This is a genomic window from Ruegeria sp. ABV3_008, from assembly GCF_056161185.1.
Genome location: NZ_JBSWYP010000011.1, coordinates 45,776 through 61,949, shown reverse-complemented (window position 1 = coordinate 61,949; position 16,174 = coordinate 45,776). Strand labels below are relative to the sequence as shown.

Annotated in this window: 12 protein-coding genes; 10 read left to right on the top strand and 2 right to left on the bottom strand. The window is 56.2% G+C overall.

Annotated elements, in window-relative coordinates; all coding sequences use genetic code 11:
* Positions 1-19: 19 nt before the first annotated feature.
* A complete protein-coding gene (locus tag ACXAH8_RS17745; protein ID WP_475220078.1) occupies positions 20-2,059 on the bottom strand; it encodes a TonB-dependent receptor domain-containing protein in 2,040 nt (679 codons plus the stop codon).
* A 238-nt stretch (positions 2,060-2,297) separates the two neighbouring features.
* Here ACXAH8_RS17745 and ACXAH8_RS17740 point away from each other — a divergent pair, with 238 nt between their 5' ends.
* From ACXAH8_RS17740 to ACXAH8_RS17720, 5 genes are all read left to right on the top strand, one after another.
* A complete protein-coding gene (locus tag ACXAH8_RS17740) occupies positions 2,298-3,350 on the top strand; it encodes a hemin-degrading factor (protein ID WP_475220077.1) in 1,053 nt (350 codons plus the stop codon).
* A 71-nt stretch (positions 3,351-3,421) separates the two neighbouring features.
* The gene (locus ACXAH8_RS17735; RefSeq protein WP_475220076.1) at positions 3,422-4,201 is read left to right on the top strand and encodes a heme/hemin ABC transporter substrate-binding protein; all 780 of its coding nucleotides are present in this window, start codon (positions 3,422-3,424) and stop codon (positions 4,199-4,201) included.
* Positions 4,198-5,271 (top strand): FecCD family ABC transporter permease, encoded by a 1,074-nt coding sequence (locus ACXAH8_RS17730; RefSeq protein ID WP_475220075.1) that lies wholly within the window; start codon positions 4,198-4,200, stop codon positions 5,269-5,271. Before ACXAH8_RS17735 ends, ACXAH8_RS17730 begins: the two co-directional genes overlap by 4 nt.
* Positions 5,272-5,273: 2 nt before the next feature.
* Positions 5,274-6,047 (top strand): heme ABC transporter ATP-binding protein, encoded by a 774-nt coding sequence (locus ACXAH8_RS17725; protein ID WP_475220074.1) that lies wholly within the window; start codon positions 5,274-5,276, stop codon positions 6,045-6,047.
* 1,404 nt (positions 6,048-7,451) lie between these two features.
* Complete coding sequence (locus ACXAH8_RS17720; protein WP_475220073.1) at positions 7,452-9,635, top strand: esterase-like activity of phytase family protein; 2,184 nt, start codon at positions 7,452-7,454, stop codon at positions 9,633-9,635.
* A gap of 165 nt (positions 9,636-9,800) precedes the next feature.
* Here ACXAH8_RS17720 and ACXAH8_RS17715 read toward each other — a convergent pair whose 3' ends face one another.
* Positions 9,801-9,941 carry a hypothetical protein gene (locus tag ACXAH8_RS17715; RefSeq protein ID WP_475220072.1) on the bottom strand — a complete coding sequence of 47 codons (141 nt, stop codon included), beginning with the start codon at positions 9,939-9,941 and terminating at the stop codon, positions 9,801-9,803.
* A 442-nt stretch (positions 9,942-10,383) separates the two neighbouring features.
* Here ACXAH8_RS17715 and ACXAH8_RS17710 point away from each other — a divergent pair, with 442 nt between their 5' ends.
* The 5 genes from ACXAH8_RS17710 (at position 10,384) to kce (ending at position 16,166) form a co-directional block, all read left to right on the top strand.
* Positions 10,384-11,421 (top strand): GlxA family transcriptional regulator, encoded by a 1,038-nt coding sequence (locus ACXAH8_RS17710; RefSeq protein WP_475220071.1) that lies wholly within the window; start codon positions 10,384-10,386, stop codon positions 11,419-11,421.
* Positions 11,422-11,517: 96 nt separating this feature from the next.
* Complete coding sequence (locus tag ACXAH8_RS17705) at positions 11,518-12,657, top strand: aromatic ring-hydroxylating oxygenase subunit alpha (protein ID WP_475220070.1); 1,140 nt, start codon at positions 11,518-11,520, stop codon at positions 12,655-12,657.
* 96 nt (positions 12,658-12,753) lie between these two features.
* A complete protein-coding gene (gene betC, locus ACXAH8_RS17700) occupies positions 12,754-14,286 on the top strand; it encodes a choline-sulfatase (protein WP_475220069.1) in 1,533 nt (510 codons plus the stop codon).
* Between the two features lies 1 nt (position 14,287).
* A complete protein-coding gene (locus ACXAH8_RS17695; protein WP_475220068.1) occupies positions 14,288-15,082 on the top strand; it encodes an SDR family NAD(P)-dependent oxidoreductase in 795 nt (264 codons plus the stop codon).
* Positions 15,083-15,236: 154 nt separating this feature from the next.
* Positions 15,237-16,166: a 3,5-dioxohexanoate:acetyl-CoA acetone transferase gene (gene kce / locus ACXAH8_RS17690; RefSeq protein WP_475220067.1), complete on the top strand. Its 930-nt coding sequence runs from the start codon at positions 15,237-15,239 to the stop codon at positions 16,164-16,166.
* Positions 16,167-16,174 lie beyond the last annotated feature (8 nt).

The window sequence follows — 16,174 nt, the reverse complement described above, 5'->3', positions numbered from 1 at the left end:
TGGTCCTTTCTTTTCTTGATCAGAAGGTTTTGGCGACGGTCAGCTTGAAGTTCCGGCCCGGCGCATTGCGCGTCGACAGGTTCTGCAGGTAGTTTTTGTCGAAGATGTTCTCGATACCTGCCCTAACTTCGAACCCTGCGAGCGCGCCTTCTTGCGGGAAGTAGGACGCGCGCAGTGTGTTCACGCCATATCCGGCAACCGGGTCGCCTGAGGAATCAAAGCCAGACCTGGCTCCGAAAAGCTCCCAGCTGACATCAAGCGTTTCGCCAAACCGTTTGCCGAATGTGATCCGCCCCGAATCCGATGGTTCGTTGCGCCAGCGGAACTCCTGCCCGTTTTCATTGGTTTCCGTGCCGCTTACGACATTCGCGTTAAAGTCGACATAGAATCCGCCAACTTTCGCGTATGATGCTTCAATTTCCACACCGCGCGTTTCGACCTTGTCCAAAAGAACAGAGGCTCCGGTAATCGGATTCGACTGATTGTACGATGTGACATCCCGCAAGTTAGTGTCGTAGAAATTCACCTTGGCGCGTATGATGTCGCCCTCGGCAAAGATATCTCCGCGATTGAACGAAAACCCTGCTTCCCAGGTGCGCGATTTCTCGGGCTGGGTCATGAATACCGGGGTACCAAGGTCGTCGATGATGGGCAGGCTTTCAGTGTATGCACCGCCGCCAAAGATGCCGAAACCGTTTGCGAATTCGTACCGCGCCGACAGACCCCCCATCAGAGCATCGTTATCGTAGCTCTCATCGAAAGGTGCTGTATCGCCATCCCCCTTGATGTCCTGCGTTTCGTAACGCAGCGCCGGTGTGATGGTCAGTTGATCGCCGATCTGAATGTCATCGACAGCGAACAAGGCAATCCGACGATCAGTCCCACCAGGAGCTGACGGGGCATCCAGACGCTCTCGATTGATGAACTCGATCCCGGCTCGAAGATCATGCGAAGCGATTCCAGTTTGGAAATACGAGGTATTTTTGATCGTCAGTTTGGTGGTTTCATAGTTGTGTGACGCGTCCGCCAGAGCCCGTATGCTTGGGAAAAACGGGGTTCCCTCTAAACTGGAAGAGCCAGGAACATAGCTGCTGTCGATGGACTGCTCGGAATAACTGAGGTTCACATCCAAATCGATCAGATCGTTGTCTGCTGGCCGGTATTGATACCGCAGGATGCCAATCCGGGTTTCGATATCACGATCCACATTTCCAAAAGCGTCTGCAGATGTACCGAATGAGTCATATGGAACGTCCCGTTCTTCCGAGGTCGATTGGTTCCATGATGCGGTGATAGAATGCTCCAGGTTGTCGCCGAAGCTGTATTTACCTTTCGCCAAAAGGGAAGGCAGGGTAAAGGCGCTGTTGCCGATTGTATCGCCATTCCCGTCTTTCTGATCGTCCTGATCGCGATAGGTGTAGTTGAACAGGAACTCGGTCTGCTCGTTCGGTTGCCACGCCAGAATCGACGATGAGGCAAAGCCGCTACCGTTCGAATACCCTTCAAGCGTCTGGCGGAACCGGAACCCGGGTTCACCGCCGGTGAAATCCGAGGCGTCTTTGGTTTCCAATTGAACCACACCGCCGACGACGCCCGAGCCGAATTCAAACGACCCGACAGTGCCCCGGATCACCGACACGCTTTTGTAAAGCTGTGGATCGGTGAAGAGTTGGTTGCCGATCCGATACAGCTCTTCCGAACCGGTTGTTGCCCCGTCGATCAGAATGAGAACTTTCTGGTCGGTGCCGAAAGTGCTGTTGGCACCGAAGCCGCGAATGTTGATACCTGACCCCTGCGGTGTCGAGCCATTCACCAGAGTCACACCAGGCACCGTGTCGATCAGCTCTGCAACCGTGTTGGCCTGACGGTCGTTGATCTCTTCCTGATCAATGTTGGTAATAGGTACTGCGGTATCGGTCTGGATTTCCCGTTTGCTTTCGCCAAGCTCAAGTGTGCCTAGAAACCCATCATCCTGTTCCTGCGCCCAAGCGGCCGCTGCGATCAAACTGAGGCAAGAGGCGGTGCCAAGCAGGCCCGCCTTTCGAATTGAAGCACGCATTTCTGTCCCTTCGAGTGGTTTGAGGACCGGAGATGCTTGCAGCTCGCTGGCTAAGGTCAGTCTTTTTTGGTGTTTTTTGGAATCGCCTTTCAGCGATGACTTGTGCTCGCTAATAAAGCTTACTAAAAGAGTCAACATATTTCCGTGACTGATTTTTCAGTCACTGCCAGCGGGCCAATGACGGGATCATGGGCCGGGCCAGCGCCTCACAGAACCACTCGAAGATGGGAAATCCACTATGGAACAGGTGCTTACTGCCCCTCAGGATATTCGTGCTGCCTATGCAGAGAAGGCTGGCAAACGTGATCGCGATCTGGCGGAATCACTTGGTTTGTCCGAAGGGCAGCTGGTGGCGGCCTTCGCTGGGCAAGGCGCAACAAGGCTGAAATCAGACATAGACGCGCTTTTTGGTCAGTTGAGCGGGTTGGGAGAGCTCATGGCGCTGACTCGCAACCCGTCCTGCGTGATCGAGAAAGTCGGGCAATACGACAACTATCATCCCGGCGCCCATGCCGCGATGGTCCTGACCCAAGAGATTGACCTGCGCATGTTCCCCAGCCATTGGGTTCATGCCTTCGCGGTCGAGCGTGAAACGAATCCCGGAACACGCCGCTCGATTCAAGTATTTGATGCGGCCGGAGATGCGGTTCACAAGATTTTTCTGCGGGACGGCTCAGATCTGGATCACTGGGCACATCTGGTCCAGACGCTGGCCGCGGACGATCAATCGCAGACGATGACTGTCGAGCAGCGCAAGCCAGCCGAGGCACCTAAGGCCAATCCGGACAAGGCTGAAATCCTGCGCACCGAGTGGGCCAAGATGACGGATACGCATCAGTTCCTGCGCTTGACGTCCAAGCTCAAGATGAACCGGTTGGGGGCCTATCGTATAGCCGGTGCGCCTCTGGTTCGGGCGCTTGACCCAGACACAATTCCGCAAATGTTCGAACAGGTGCGCGACCAAGGACTTGAGGTCATGATCTTTGTCGGCAATCGCGGTTGCATTGAAATCCATGGTGGCCCAGTCAAAACCCTGAAACAGATGGGGCCTTGGTTGAACGTGCTGGACCCGGATTTCAACCTACATCTGCGCACCGATTATAATGCCGAGGTCTGGGCCGTCACCAAACCCACCCAACGAGGACCCGCTGTTTCAGTTGAAGCGTTTGACGCTGAAGGCGGATTGATTTTTCAGATATTCGGTCGACGCGCCGGCGATACTGACCACCGCCCCGCCTGGGATGCTTTGGTCGCAGGATTGCCCGACGAAGTCAAAAAAGAGGTGGTGTAGTGCGACGGTTCTTATCACTCTGCACAGCTGCTTTTCTCTCAGCCACTACTCTGCAAGCAGAAGAACAACGCGTGATCGCGATCGGCAGTTCAATCACCGAGATCATCTATGCTCTCGGGCAACAAGACCGGCTGGTGGGCCGTGATCGGACCTCAACTTACCCGGCCGATGCGATGGATTTGCCGGATGTGGGTTATCGGCGCGCTCTTTCGCCCGAAGGCGTGCTGTCCGTCGCACCCGACCTAATCCTGGCATTGGAAGGCTCCGGCCCGCCAGATGCCATTTCGGTGCTTCAAGAAGCCGGTGTGGAATTTGTCACAATCGACGAAGAGTTTACCCGAGATGGGATAGTAGAAAAAATCCGCGCAGTGGGCGCTGCTTTGGGCGTTGAGACTGAGGCTGAAAAGTTGGCCGCAAGCGCAGCTCAACAACTGGATCAGGCGCAAGAGAGCGCTTCGGCCGCCGCGGATGCGGACCCCTTGAATGTGTTGTTCATCCTCTCGGCGCAGGATGGAGAAATCACCGTTGGCGGGGCCGACACACAGGCCGACAGCATTATCAGCATGGCGGGCGGTGAAAACGCTGCGGCAGGCGTTTATGGATTCAAGACCATGACGTCAGAAGCGTTGGCAGTCACCGCGCCCGACGTGATCCTGATGATGGAGCGGCGCGGCAATCACGGAACTTCGGACGAAGACCTTTTTGCAATGCCCGCGATCCAACTGACCCCGGCAGGGCAGAACAAAGCCCTGATCCGTATGGCAGGTGCGTATCTTCTGGGCTTTGGCCCGCGTACAGCAGATGCAATTTTGGACCTATCGGCGGCGCTGCAAAACGCGAGCGGATCATGACGCTGGCGTTGGACCACGGCGCTCCGATGCGCGTTGACGCGCGAAGGATCAGGGCCAGGCGCGTGACGCTGTTTCTAGTTGTCGTCCTGACCGTAACAAGTGTGGTCAGCGTCTCGGTAGGAGCGTCCGAAGCCTCGCTGACGATTGCGGTCTTGGACTTATTTCAGGGGCGTGAGTTGTCGGACCTGAACCGGATCATTCTATGGGACATTAGATTGCCCCGTCTGGCGATGGGAATACTTGTTGGTGCGGCGCTGGCGGTCTCGGGCGTGGTGATGCAAGGGCTGTTCCGCAATCCGCTGGCCGATCCTGGCATTGTCGGCGTGAGCGCGGGTGCTGGGTTGGGCGCGATCACAGCTATCGTCTTTGGCGGCCTTTTGCCCAGTGCGGTCCTCGCGTGGGTGGGCGATGGGCTGATTGCCGTTGCGGCCTTTCTGGGGGGATGGGCCTCGGTTCTGATTCTTTATCGCGTTTCAACGCGTCAAGGACAGACATCGGTCGCCACAATGCTGCTTGCAGGCATTGCACTGGCGGCTCTGGCCGGAGCAGTATCCGGCGTGATGATCTACATGGCTGACGATCAGCAACTCAGAGACCTCACTTTCTGGGGTATGGGTTCGCTTGCTGGCGCAACGTGGGTAAAGGTTGCAACGGCTTCCCCGATTGTTTTGGCTGCAGTAATATGCACACAATTTCTCGCCCGTGCTCTGAACGGTTTGGCGATGGGTGAGGCAATAGCCCATCACATGGGTATTCCAGTCCAGCGAAGCAAAAACGTCGGGATCCTGACGGTTGCTGGGGCAACAGGTGCCGCCGTTGCCGTGTCGGGTGGCATAGGCTTTATCGGAATCGTGGTGCCGCATCTGCTGCGTCTCAGCACTGGACCAGACCACCATCGCTTGCTGACGAATTCAGCTCTGCTGGGGGCCACGCTGCTGTTATGCGCAGATATGATCAGTCGCGTAATCGTTGCTCCGGCGGAGTTGCCAATTGGGATCGTGACCGCGATCCTTGGCGCGCCTGTGTTTTTCTGGATCCTGCTTCGACGCCATGGCTCAATGGGAATGTAATTATGAAAGTCGAAAACATACGCGTCCAAATCGGAAGCAAAGAGATCCTGAAAGGCGTGGATTTTAAAGCAGAACCCGGGCGAGTCACGGCCATCATCGGCCCGAATGGATCCGGTAAATCGACTTTGCTGAAAGCACTGTCGGGAGAAATCCAAAGCTCCGGCAGGATCTCAATAAACGGCCACGAGATCACAGCACTAAAGCCTTGGGAATTGGCTGCCATACGAGGCGTTCTTCCGCAGTCAACAACCGTGGCTTTCCCCTTCTCTGTGCACGAAGTCGTCAGGCTCGGACTGGCGAATGGCTTGGCTGCCGAAGACGACACGTTGCCGTCTCGGGCATTGATGCAAGTTGACCTTGGAGGCTTTGAAACGCGGTCCTACCAGAACCTATCTGGCGGTGAGCAGCAACGCGTCCAGATGGCGCGTGTTCTGACGCAGGTCTGGGACACCAAAGATCTGGATCAGCCGCGCTGGCTGTTGCTGGATGAACCCGTTGCAAGCCTGGACATCGCACATCAGTTCATCGTTTTGCGCATCGCGCAGGACTTCGCGGCCCAAGGTGGAGGTGTTGTCGTGGTTATGCACGATCTAAACCTGACAGCTTTGTTCGCCGACAGTGTTTACATTCTGAGCGAAGGGAAGGTCTGGTCGTCAGGTTCTGTGTCCGACGTTCTCAACAATGAGACGATGCAGCAAGTTTACGATACAGACTTGCCGGTCAACACGATACCTGCTGGCGGGATGCCATTTGTTCTACCGCAGGCGATGATCTGAATTCGATGGTCCGTCCGTTCTTCCAAGCATGAAAGATAACGTGAGCAGGATACCAATAGGTTCGGTACGCGCGCCGTTTTACACGATATATCCACGGCTCGAAGCGGACATCCGCCAGTACGCAAGGATGCTGCCATGCGGCCCGTCGAGCCAGCCATTAAAAGCAAGCGCAAAATCGCGTCGCCTTAAGGGGTCGGCAACGCAGACTTTGCAGCCGTCCGAATTATTTACTCCAACGGAACCCAGTCGACCCAAAGCTGCCATTGGTCTGAAATGCAGATATTAAGGCCGCCGTCTCTCCTAATTGGGATTCACAAGTTTTTGCACACTTGGTTTTCGGGTTACATTTATAGAGGAATCCGGTCAAGCAGGAGCCATCTTTACTTGCGTGGGTTACGGCGTCGGAGGTTTCGCCTAAAAAAAATTTACCCAGCCTGAAAACTGAAGCCCGTGAAAACTATAGTAGCGATAACCGGTATATCTATTGAAGTGCCAGCATGAAAAAGGGCTGCCCAGGCAAAAGCGTTGTCGGGGGCTGAAGAACCGCATGACGCAACTGTGAGGTTACGCTATTTACAAAATACGCTGGGTTTATGCCTCTGAGCAACGGAGGTGCCAATGTTGACCGAATATCATGAGTTCGTGTTCACAGCCCTTTCTTTGCATCTTACTGTGATGACGCTTAATCGGTAATAGAATTAGAGCGGCCGCCGAGATGCGCGGTCACTTCGCTATTTTCTCTTCAACAATAGTTTTTGCGGATGTTCCAATTTGCTGGCAACTGGGGTTTGGGTATTAGGCCACATAACCGGCCAAAGGCCCTGCAGCTATTAGTGTGCGGGTACAGGCTCAGATATCTCTTCAAAAAGGATAGGCCGGGGCCGCCATAGGCACAGTATTGCTGAACCACGAACGAAGCATTATTGGCTAATTGCAGGACAAGGCCGACCTTGCCTAAATACGCTGATTCCCACGACCGCGGCCCTTCCTGCCAAACATTCGCTGAAAGTTCGATGCCGTCTCACCAGCGGGCCGTCGACTTTCAAAAGTCCGCAATGAGGCTTTGTCTAGTTTGACAAACCAGATCATCCCCACGCGACCGATCCAAGGGACAATCCGTATGGGAAATAAGGACACAGCGACTGGTGGTTTGCGCCTGAACGAGTTCGCCACGACTGGCTCGTGTCGAAGCACAGGACTCGACCAACACGAGTATCTCGCCTCGGATAGAAACGCTGAATACTTGCGACACCACCTTTGATCTGACGGTGTTCGAATTGGTCACTGAATACGATGCGAACTTCACTTTTTAGCGTTTGTCACCAAACTGAATCCAAACCGTCACAAAACCGCAATGACCCGCGTTCATCCCCTTCTCATCCAAGTGAGAGAGGATACCACCCGATGTCGTTGCGCTTTGTCTGCCTGACATCTGCCCTTGCCCTGACCGCCGGCCAGGCTTCGGCAGAAATGAATTTCAACCGAATTGCTTCTTTCCCCGTCGTTAAGAATATGGCCGAGGGAACTGATACCGAACGTGAGACCTCACCCGAGATCATCGCCGCGACTGCAGACGGGATGACGTTGGTCTATACAGATAGCCCGTTGGGTGTAATCGGCATGGTCGACATCACCGAACCAGCGAACCCGGCACCTCTGGGCGCGATGGAAGTGGGCGGCGAGCCAACGTCAGTTGGGATCGTTGGTGGGACGGCTTTTGTGGGCGTGAACACTTCGGAAAGCTACACGGCCCCCTCGGGCAAACTGATCTCGGTCGACATCGAAGGCAAGGCGGAAACCGGCGCCTGTGATCTGGGCGGTCAACCCGACAGCGTTGCGATTGCCCCAGATGGCAGCTTTGTCGCCATAGCGATCGAAAACGAACGCGACGAAGACCTGAACGACGGCATCATCCCGCAACTCCCTGCCGGATCGCTGGCACTGGTGCCGCTGAAAGATGGCGCGCTGGATTGCTCTGGCACGAAGATGGCCTCGCTGACTGGCCTGGCCGAAGTTGCACCAACTGACCCCGAGCCGGAATTCGTTGACATCAATGGTCTGGGCGAAACCGTCATCACCTTGCAGGAAAACAACCACATCGCGGTTGTTGACAAGGACGGGAACGTAGTCAGCCATTTCTCGGCTGGCGCGGTTGATCTGGAAGGCATTGACGCCACGGATGAGCGCGGCGCGCTGATCTTCACCGAAAGCCAAGAGGGTCGCCTGCGCGAGCCTGATGCGGTGAAGTGGATCGACAACAACCATTTCGCAACCGCCAACGAAGGTGACTACAAAGGCGGGTCGCGTGGCTGGACCATCTTCCACAAAGATGGCACCGTTGTTTACGAGAATGGCACCGATTTCGAGAAAGCCATCGTCCAGATCGGGCACTATCCCGACAAACGATCTGATGCCAAAGGTGTAGAACCAGAAAGTGTAACCGCAGCGACTTTTGGTGGCATGCCAATGATCTTTGTGGGCGCCGAACGCGCCTCGGTCGTGGGTGTTTATGACGCCACCGATCCGACCAACCCGGTTCTGAAACAGCTGCTGCCGTCGGGCGTTGGGCCGGAAGGCTATGTGGCAATCCCCGAGCGCAATCTGCTGGTCTCGGCCAATGAAAAAGATCTGATCGAAGACGGCGGCCCGCGTGCTCATGTGTCGATTTTTGAGTATCAGGATGCCCCCGCCGCTTATCCGCATCTGACCTCGGAAGGCGCGGATGCGCTGATCGGATGGGGTGCCCTGTCCGGTCTGGTCGCAGATGAGGATGGCATCATCTACGCGGTTAATGACAGCTTCTACGGCTTCCAGCCTTCGATCTTCAAAATCGACCCCAGCCAGACCCCGGCCCGCATCGTGGACGTCATTCGCATCAGCCGTCAGGACGGCAACCCGGCGCAAAAGCTGGATCTGGAAGGTATCACGCTGGATGGCAAAGGTGGCTTCTACATCGCCTCTGAAGGCCGAACCGACCGCGTCATCCCGCATGCGATCTACCATGTCAGCGCGGATGGCCTGATCAAGGACCGCAAGGGTGAGATCGGCCTGCCGCCGGAACTGATGGCCGTCGAAAAACGCTTCGGGTTCGAAGGCATAACCAGGGTTGGAGACACCCTGTGGATGGCAGTTCAGCGCGAATGGAAGGACGACCCCAAAAACCACGTGAAACTTGTCGCCTATAACCTTGAAACCAAGGAATGGGGCGCAGTGCACTATCCCAAAGCTGACCCGGAAACTGGTTGGGTAGGTCTGTCGGAGATCACCGCATTCGGTGACCATGTTTATGTCATCGAACGCGACAACCAGCACGACCACCGTGCAGTTACCAAGAAAATATACCGCATCCCGCTATCTGAAATGACCCCGGCCCCGCTGGGTGGTGAACTGCCCGTGGTCAGTAAGGAAGAGGTCCGTGACTTGTTGCCCGACCTGACCTCGACCGGCGGCTACGTACTGGACAAGATCGAAGGTCTGGCCATCCTGCCTTCAGGCGAGGCATTCGTTATGACCGACAATGACGGCGTCGATGATGCCTCGGGCGAGACGATGTTCTGGTCGATCGGCTCGGTTTCGGCTGGGAACTAGATCAAACATCAGAAATTAACGTGCCCCGCGTAGAAATTGCGCGGGGCTTTTGCATTCAACGCCAGTTTTGATCCCTTTGGCCGTATCGTTTCTCATGAACTTTTACATGCAGCCTGATTGGAAAGTTGTTTTCGTCTGTCGCTTTCTTCGGGGATCTACTTCGAGTTACCACCACGCCTCGACAAAATTGAAGAACTCCGACCTGTCATCATCGCGGCCAACAGGGGTGATCTTGTGGTAGCGCATCCTGCCATCCCATTCGGTGCCAAACCACTTCGCATTGTGGTGGTTAACCTCACGGGCCATCAATTGTACTTGGCTCTCATACGCAAGAAAAACCGGCGACCTAGCATGTCATCTCAGGTCTTCCGATTCGTTCGCACATGTGTATTTTGGCGAAATTTGTGGAATTTTTGGTGTATGACGAAGTTAGCAACGGCGCATCTCGGTACTCTAACGCTCAAAGACTAAAATGATGTCGTGAAAATTCGACTCAGAAGGACCGTATCACCATTCTGTGCACTGAATCTGAACAGACCTTTTGAACCCCAACCAGCCTGTGCCGATTTGAGAAAGGCGGCCTTTCAGATCGCTGGCATGTAGCGGAAATATTTCTTGCCCAAATGAGCCGAATGCGAATTCGACCGACAGGCATTCTTTAAACAGCGACTAACAGACGAAGCGTGTTAGTCCTGATCGAAATGATAGTCTTGACCAATCCCGACGCCCATTTAACCTAGATGGCCTCATGGCGTCTCAACCAAACAACATTCTGACCCTTCTTATCCTGGTAACACCAAACTTCAACATGGCGGCGACAGTGGGTTTCATCGACCCGTTTCGCGCCGCAAACTATCTCGAAGGCAAGGCACGGTTCCATTGGCAGATCGTATCCCTGGACGGTGGTCCGTGCACTGCAAGCAACGGGATGACCATCGACACGATTGCCCTGGCCGAGGTCCAGGAAGGGCGCAAGGATTTCGTGATCGTCTCGTCCAGTTGGGCGCCGGAAGCCTACAACTCGACCCCGCTTCAAGCATCGCTATGGCGTTGGGCCGGTCAGGGTAGCACGCTGGGCGGGCTGGACACCGGGGCGTTCATTCTCGCCGAAGCGGGATTGCTTAAGGGGCGGCGAGCAACGGTGCACTATGAGCATATCGACGCGATGAAAGAGCTCTATCCCAATGTTGAGGTCAGCGAGGAGTTGTTCGTATTCGACAAGGCCCGCATCACCTGTTGCGGCGGCGCGGCAGCCTTGGATTTTGCCTTGCATATCATCAAGGGCACCAAGGGTGACGCCCTGGCCAATGCGGCAGCAAGATACGTTTTTCACCAGACCGTGCGCCCCCAAGGCGCCATGCAAAGTCCGGGACTGGCCGAGCCGATGGGTCAACTGGCCCCCACAGCGGTCAAACGGGCGATAGCGTTGATGGAGCAGAACCTGGAAACACCGCTAAGCATTCCCGAGATCTGTGATTCCATAAACCTGTCACAACGCCAGTTGAATCGGCTGTTCGCGCGGCACGTCAAGAAAACTCCAACCATGTATTATCGTGACATCCGGTTGGACCGTGCACGCGGGCTGGTGACACAGACGGATATGTCTTTGCTTGAGGTTTCGGTGGCCTCGGGTTTTGCCAGCCAGGTTCATTTCAGCCGCGCATACCGCGAACGGTTTGGGTTGTCTCCGCGCAATGATCGAGTGGAAGGCCGTGTGCCCTTCGAATTTCGCGCTTGGCCCATGCACCGCAAGACCGATAGGCGGGTGGCGAATAAAGTTAATTAGATGGCGATCTACGCACAATGGTAACGTGTGAGAGACGCGATCCTGTACCTATGACCGAGTCACTCGGCAGGGTTTTGTTCATAGGAGACGCCCGCAATGACTGAACAGCCAACGTCCCAGCAATTCGCGGATATTTCCAAGGGCTATCACGAAAACCCATCCAGTTCGTTTTCGCTGCGGGCCGAGGCCTATACGGATCCAGCCTGGCATGCTGTGGACTTGCGCGAGATCATCGCCAAGACGTGGCAATGGGTCAGCCATGTCGAAAAGCTGCGCAAACCAGGCAGCTTTGTCACGATCGAGATCGCTGGTCAGCCGGTAGCTGTGGTACGTGATCGGGAAGGCGTTCTGCGTGCGTTTTACAATGTCTGCAAACACCGCGCCCATCAGCTTTTGTCGGGCGAAGGTAATACGACCCGCATCATGTGCCCTTATCACGCCTGGGTTTACAAGTTGGATGGACAGCTGGTGCGTGCCCCGCATACCGAGAATCTGAATGGATTCGAGCCCAAAGAGATTTGTCTGGATGAGGTGCAGGTAGAGGAATTTTGTGGGTTTGTTTATGTAAACCTTGATCGAGAGGCCCCACCCCTGTCGGAGCTGTCCGGCGATCTGGAAACCGAAATCCGCCACTGGGCGCCGGATATCGAAGAGCTGACATTTGCTCACCGACTAACCTATGACATCATGTCCAACTGGAAGAACGTGGTCGACAATTTCCTGGAGTGCTATCACTGTCCGACCGCCCACAAGGATTTCTGCGAACTTGTCGATATGGACACCTACAAGGTGACCACGCACGGCATCTATTCCAGTCATATGGCCGACGCGGGCAACACGACCAACGGCGCTTATGACGTGTCGAATGCCACGGTGAAAACCCATGCCGTTTGGTGGCTATGGCCCAACACTTGCATCATGCGGTATCCTGGTCGGTCGTCGATGATCATCCTCAACATCATCCCTGCAGGCCCCGACCGGACGCTGGAAACCTATGACTTCTTCCTTGAGACCAAGGAGCCCAACGAGGCCGAGGTCGAAACGATCCGCTATCTGGACGAAGTGTTACAGGTTGAAGACATCAACATCGTTGAAAGCGTGCAGAAAGGGATGAACACTCCAGCCTTCGACGCGGGACGCATCGTGAACGACCCTGATGGCTCGGGCATGTCGGAACATGCGGTGCACCATTTCCACGGTCTTGTTTTGGACGCATACAAAAGGGCCGCCGGGTGAGTCAGTTTTCCAAAAGAATGCAGTTCCAACCTCCTCCCCGCCCGTGACTGAACGCGCGCAGTCACCGCATATTGGCAGGCAGGGAGGAACAGCATCATGCCAGCAACACCAAATATCGTCGTCGTGATGGCCGACCAATTGGCACCGCAATTTTGCGGGGCCTATGGCCACCCAGTCGCCAAGACACCGCATATCGATGCGCTGGCCGCGCGCGGGATGCGGTTTGATGCGGCCTATTGCAACTCACCACTTTGCGCACCTTCCCGGTTCGCCTTCATGTCCGGCCAGTTGATCAGCCGTATCGCCGCCTACGACAATGCCTCCGAATTCCGCGCCAGCGTGCCAACATTCGCGCATTACCTGAAGACGTTGGGCTATCACACCTGCCTGTCGGGCAAGATGCACTTTGTCGGCCCCGACCAGAAACACGGGTTTCAGGACCGCGTGACCACCGACATCTACCCGTCCGATTTCGCCTGGACGCCCGATTGGGAGGCCCATGATGAGCGCATCGACAAGTGGTACCACAACATGCAGACGGTCAAGGAAAGCGGCGTGGCCGTCGCCACCTTCCAGACCGACTATGACGACGAGGTCGGCTTTGCCGCGCGCCGCTGGCTGATAGATCGCGCGCGCGATCGGGCGCACGGATCGGAAGTGCCTTTCTGCATGGTCGCCAGTTTCATTCACCCACATGATCCCTATGTTGCGCAGCCGGAATGGTGGGACCTCTATGACGATGATGACGTCGACATGCCCGAGTTCACGTTACCGCCTGAAGACCAAGACCCGTTCTCGCGCCGTGTCATGGATGGGATCGAAGCCAGCTATGTCCTTCTGACAGACGAAGAAGTCCGGCGCGCGCGTCGTGCCTATCTGGCCAATGTCAGCTTCTTCGACAGCCAGGTAGGCAAGATCGTCAAGACGCTCGAAGACATTGGCGAACTCGACAACACCATCGTTATTGTTACTGCAGATCACGGCGACATGCTGGGCGAACGCGGTCTGTGGTACAAGATGAACTTCTTCGAACACTCGGCTCGGGTGCCCTTGATCATGGCCGGGCCGGGGGTGGCCAAAGGCCGCGCGCCCAACGCCTGTTCGCTACTGGATTTGTTACCCACCTTTGTTGATATCGGAGGCGGCCCCCCGGACATGTTTGGCGAAACGGTCGACGGCCGATCACTGATGCCGCTGGCGCGCGGTGAGGCCGACCCGTTGGACGAGGCGATCGGTGAATACTGCGCCGAAATGACCCCCTGGCCGGTCTTTATGATCCGGCGCGGGCCACTGAAATACATCCATTGCGACATCGATCCACCGCAGCTTTATGACCTGTCGGTTGACCCGTTCGAGAAGGTGAATGTCGCTGCTGATCCAGCCTATGCCAAAGCCGCCGCAGGCTTTGCCGCCGAAGTCAGAGCCCGCTGGAACAGCGACCAGCTGCGCACAGATGTGATCGCTACGCAGAAATCCCGCCGCGCGCTTCATGCGGCGATGGAAGCCGATGCCGGGGAGCATTGGGATTACAACCCACCCTCTGATGCCAGCCTGCAATATGTGCGCAACCATATGGATTGGACCGAGGCCGCAGGCCGCTATCGGTTCCCGCCGCAAAAGGACGACTGATATGAAACTACAGGGAAAAATCGCCCTCGTAACTGGTGGTCGTGGAGGGATTGGTCGGGCAATCGTAGCGCGCTTTCTGCGTGAAAGGGCGATCGTCTATGCCGCCGATCTGACACCGCAGGGATCATTGGCCGAACATGACGATAATGGTAGCCGTTTTGTTGCGATGAACGTGGCAGACGAGGCTGCGGTAAAAGCTGCGATGGCGCAGATCGAGGCCGACGAAGGCAAGCTCGATATTCTGGTGAACGCAGCCGGGATCGAGATCGAGAAGACCATCGAAGACACCACGCTTGAGGAATGGAACCAAAGCTTCGCTGTAAACTGCACCGGCACCTTCCTGACCTCGAAATACGCCTTACCCCTGATGCGCGCGGCGGCGAAGACCGGCGCTTCCGCCAGCATCATCAATTTTGGTAGCTATGACGGGTTCATCGCCGATCCCGGCCTTGCGGCTTATTGTGCCACCAAGGGCGCGGTGCATGCGCTGACCCGCGCCTTGGCTTGTGACCACGGCCCTGAGGGCATCCGCGTAAACGCTATCTGCCCGGGCTATATCGACACACCAATGCTGCAAAGCTTCTTTTCCGGCGACGGGTCCGGCGGCGGTGGCAAGTCGATTGATGAGCTGCAACAGGCGGTGCGTGACGTTCACCCGATGCGCACCTATGGCACGCCCGAGGACATCGCGAACCTGGTCAACTGGCTCGCCTCGGACGAGGCCCGCTATGCGAGCGGTCAACTTTGGGTACTGGACGGCGGACTGTCTGCGCAAGTCCAGCAGATGAGACTGTGATGTCAGAGGCGCTGCGTTCGCAAGAGCCGGAGGTCGTCGCTGGGATGCCTCTGTTCGCGTTTGGACAGATGGCTTGGCGAAGGCCGATCTGGGGCATACCAGAGAACCCACACCACCTCTTAGTTGTCCCTAATACCTTCGAGGAGCCAACCACATGACCAAGCCCGTCATCATCACCTGCGCCCCCACGGGCGGCATTCACACCCCTACCATGTCAGAGCACCTGCCGATCACTCCGAGCGAGATCGCAACCGCCAGCATCGAGGCCGCCGAGGCCGGCGCCTCGATCATCCACCTGCATGCGCGCGACCCGGAAACCGGCAAGCCCGACCCGAACCCCGACCTGTTCATGGAATTCCTGCCGCGCATCAAGCAGGCGACAGATGCGGTCATGAATGTCTCTACGGGCGGTGGATTGGGCATGTCTCGTGAAGAACGCCTGCGCGCCGCAACGGTCGCCAGCCCGGAAATGGCAAGCATGAATATCGGGTCGATGAACTTCGGTATCTTCCCGATGAAAGACAAGTATTCGAACTGGAAGCACGATTGGGAGCCCGAATTCCTGGACATGACCCGCGATTTCATCTTCCGCAACACCTTCGCGGATATCGAATACTGCCTCAAGGAACTGGGTCAGGGCCACGGTACGCGTTTCGAGTTCGAATGTTATGACCTTGGCCACCTTTATAACCTGGCGTGGATCATTGATCAGGGTTGGATCGAGAGGCCGATTTTCGTGCAGATGGTCTTTGGTATCTTGGGCGGAGTTGGGGCCGATCTGGACAACCTGATGCACATGCACACCATTGCCAACAAACTGTTTGGCGATGACTATGAATGGTCGGTTCTGGCCGCCGGTCGCCACCAGATGCCGTTCACCACGCAAAGCGCATTGCTTGGGGGGAACGTGCGGGTGGGTATGGAAGATAGCCTATACATCGGACCCGGAGAGAAAGCTGTGTCCAGCGCTCAGCAGGTTCGCAAAATTCGGGAGATTGTCGAAAATTTGGGGCTTCAGGTTGCCACCCCCGCCGAGGCGCGCGCGCGTTTGGGCCTGAAGGGCGGCGATCATGTCGCATTCTAAGGAGGGGA

Excerpts from the sequence above, each read along its gene's own strand:
- ACXAH8_RS17720 (WP_475220073.1), top strand. The coding sequence starts at position 7,452 with ATGTCGTTGCGCTTTGTCTGCCTGACATCTGCCCTTGCCCTGACCGCC.
- ACXAH8_RS17745 (WP_475220078.1), bottom strand. The coding sequence starts at position 2,059 with ATGCGTGCTTCAATTCGAAAGGCGGGCCTGCTTGGCACCGCCTCTTGC.
- ACXAH8_RS17695 (WP_475220068.1), top strand. The coding sequence starts at position 14,288 with ATGAAACTACAGGGAAAAATCGCCCTCGTAACTGGTGGTCGTGGAGGG.
- ACXAH8_RS17705 (WP_475220070.1), top strand. The coding sequence starts at position 11,518 with ATGACTGAACAGCCAACGTCCCAGCAATTCGCGGATATTTCCAAGGGC.
- ACXAH8_RS17740 (WP_475220077.1), top strand. The coding sequence starts at position 2,298 with ATGGAACAGGTGCTTACTGCCCCTCAGGATATTCGTGCTGCCTATGCA.
- ACXAH8_RS17725 (WP_475220074.1), top strand. The coding sequence starts at position 5,274 with ATGAAAGTCGAAAACATACGCGTCCAAATCGGAAGCAAAGAGATCCTG.
- ACXAH8_RS17730 (WP_475220075.1), top strand. The coding sequence starts at position 4,198 with ATGACGCTGGCGTTGGACCACGGCGCTCCGATGCGCGTTGACGCGCGA.
- ACXAH8_RS17710 (WP_475220071.1), top strand. The coding sequence starts at position 10,384 with ATGGCGTCTCAACCAAACAACATTCTGACCCTTCTTATCCTGGTAACA.
- kce (WP_475220067.1), top strand. The coding sequence starts at position 15,237 with ATGACCAAGCCCGTCATCATCACCTGCGCCCCCACGGGCGGCATTCAC.
- betC (WP_475220069.1), top strand. The coding sequence starts at position 12,754 with ATGCCAGCAACACCAAATATCGTCGTCGTGATGGCCGACCAATTGGCA.
- ACXAH8_RS17715 (WP_475220072.1), bottom strand. The coding sequence starts at position 9,941 with ATGGCCCGTGAGGTTAACCACCACAATGCGAAGTGGTTTGGCACCGAA.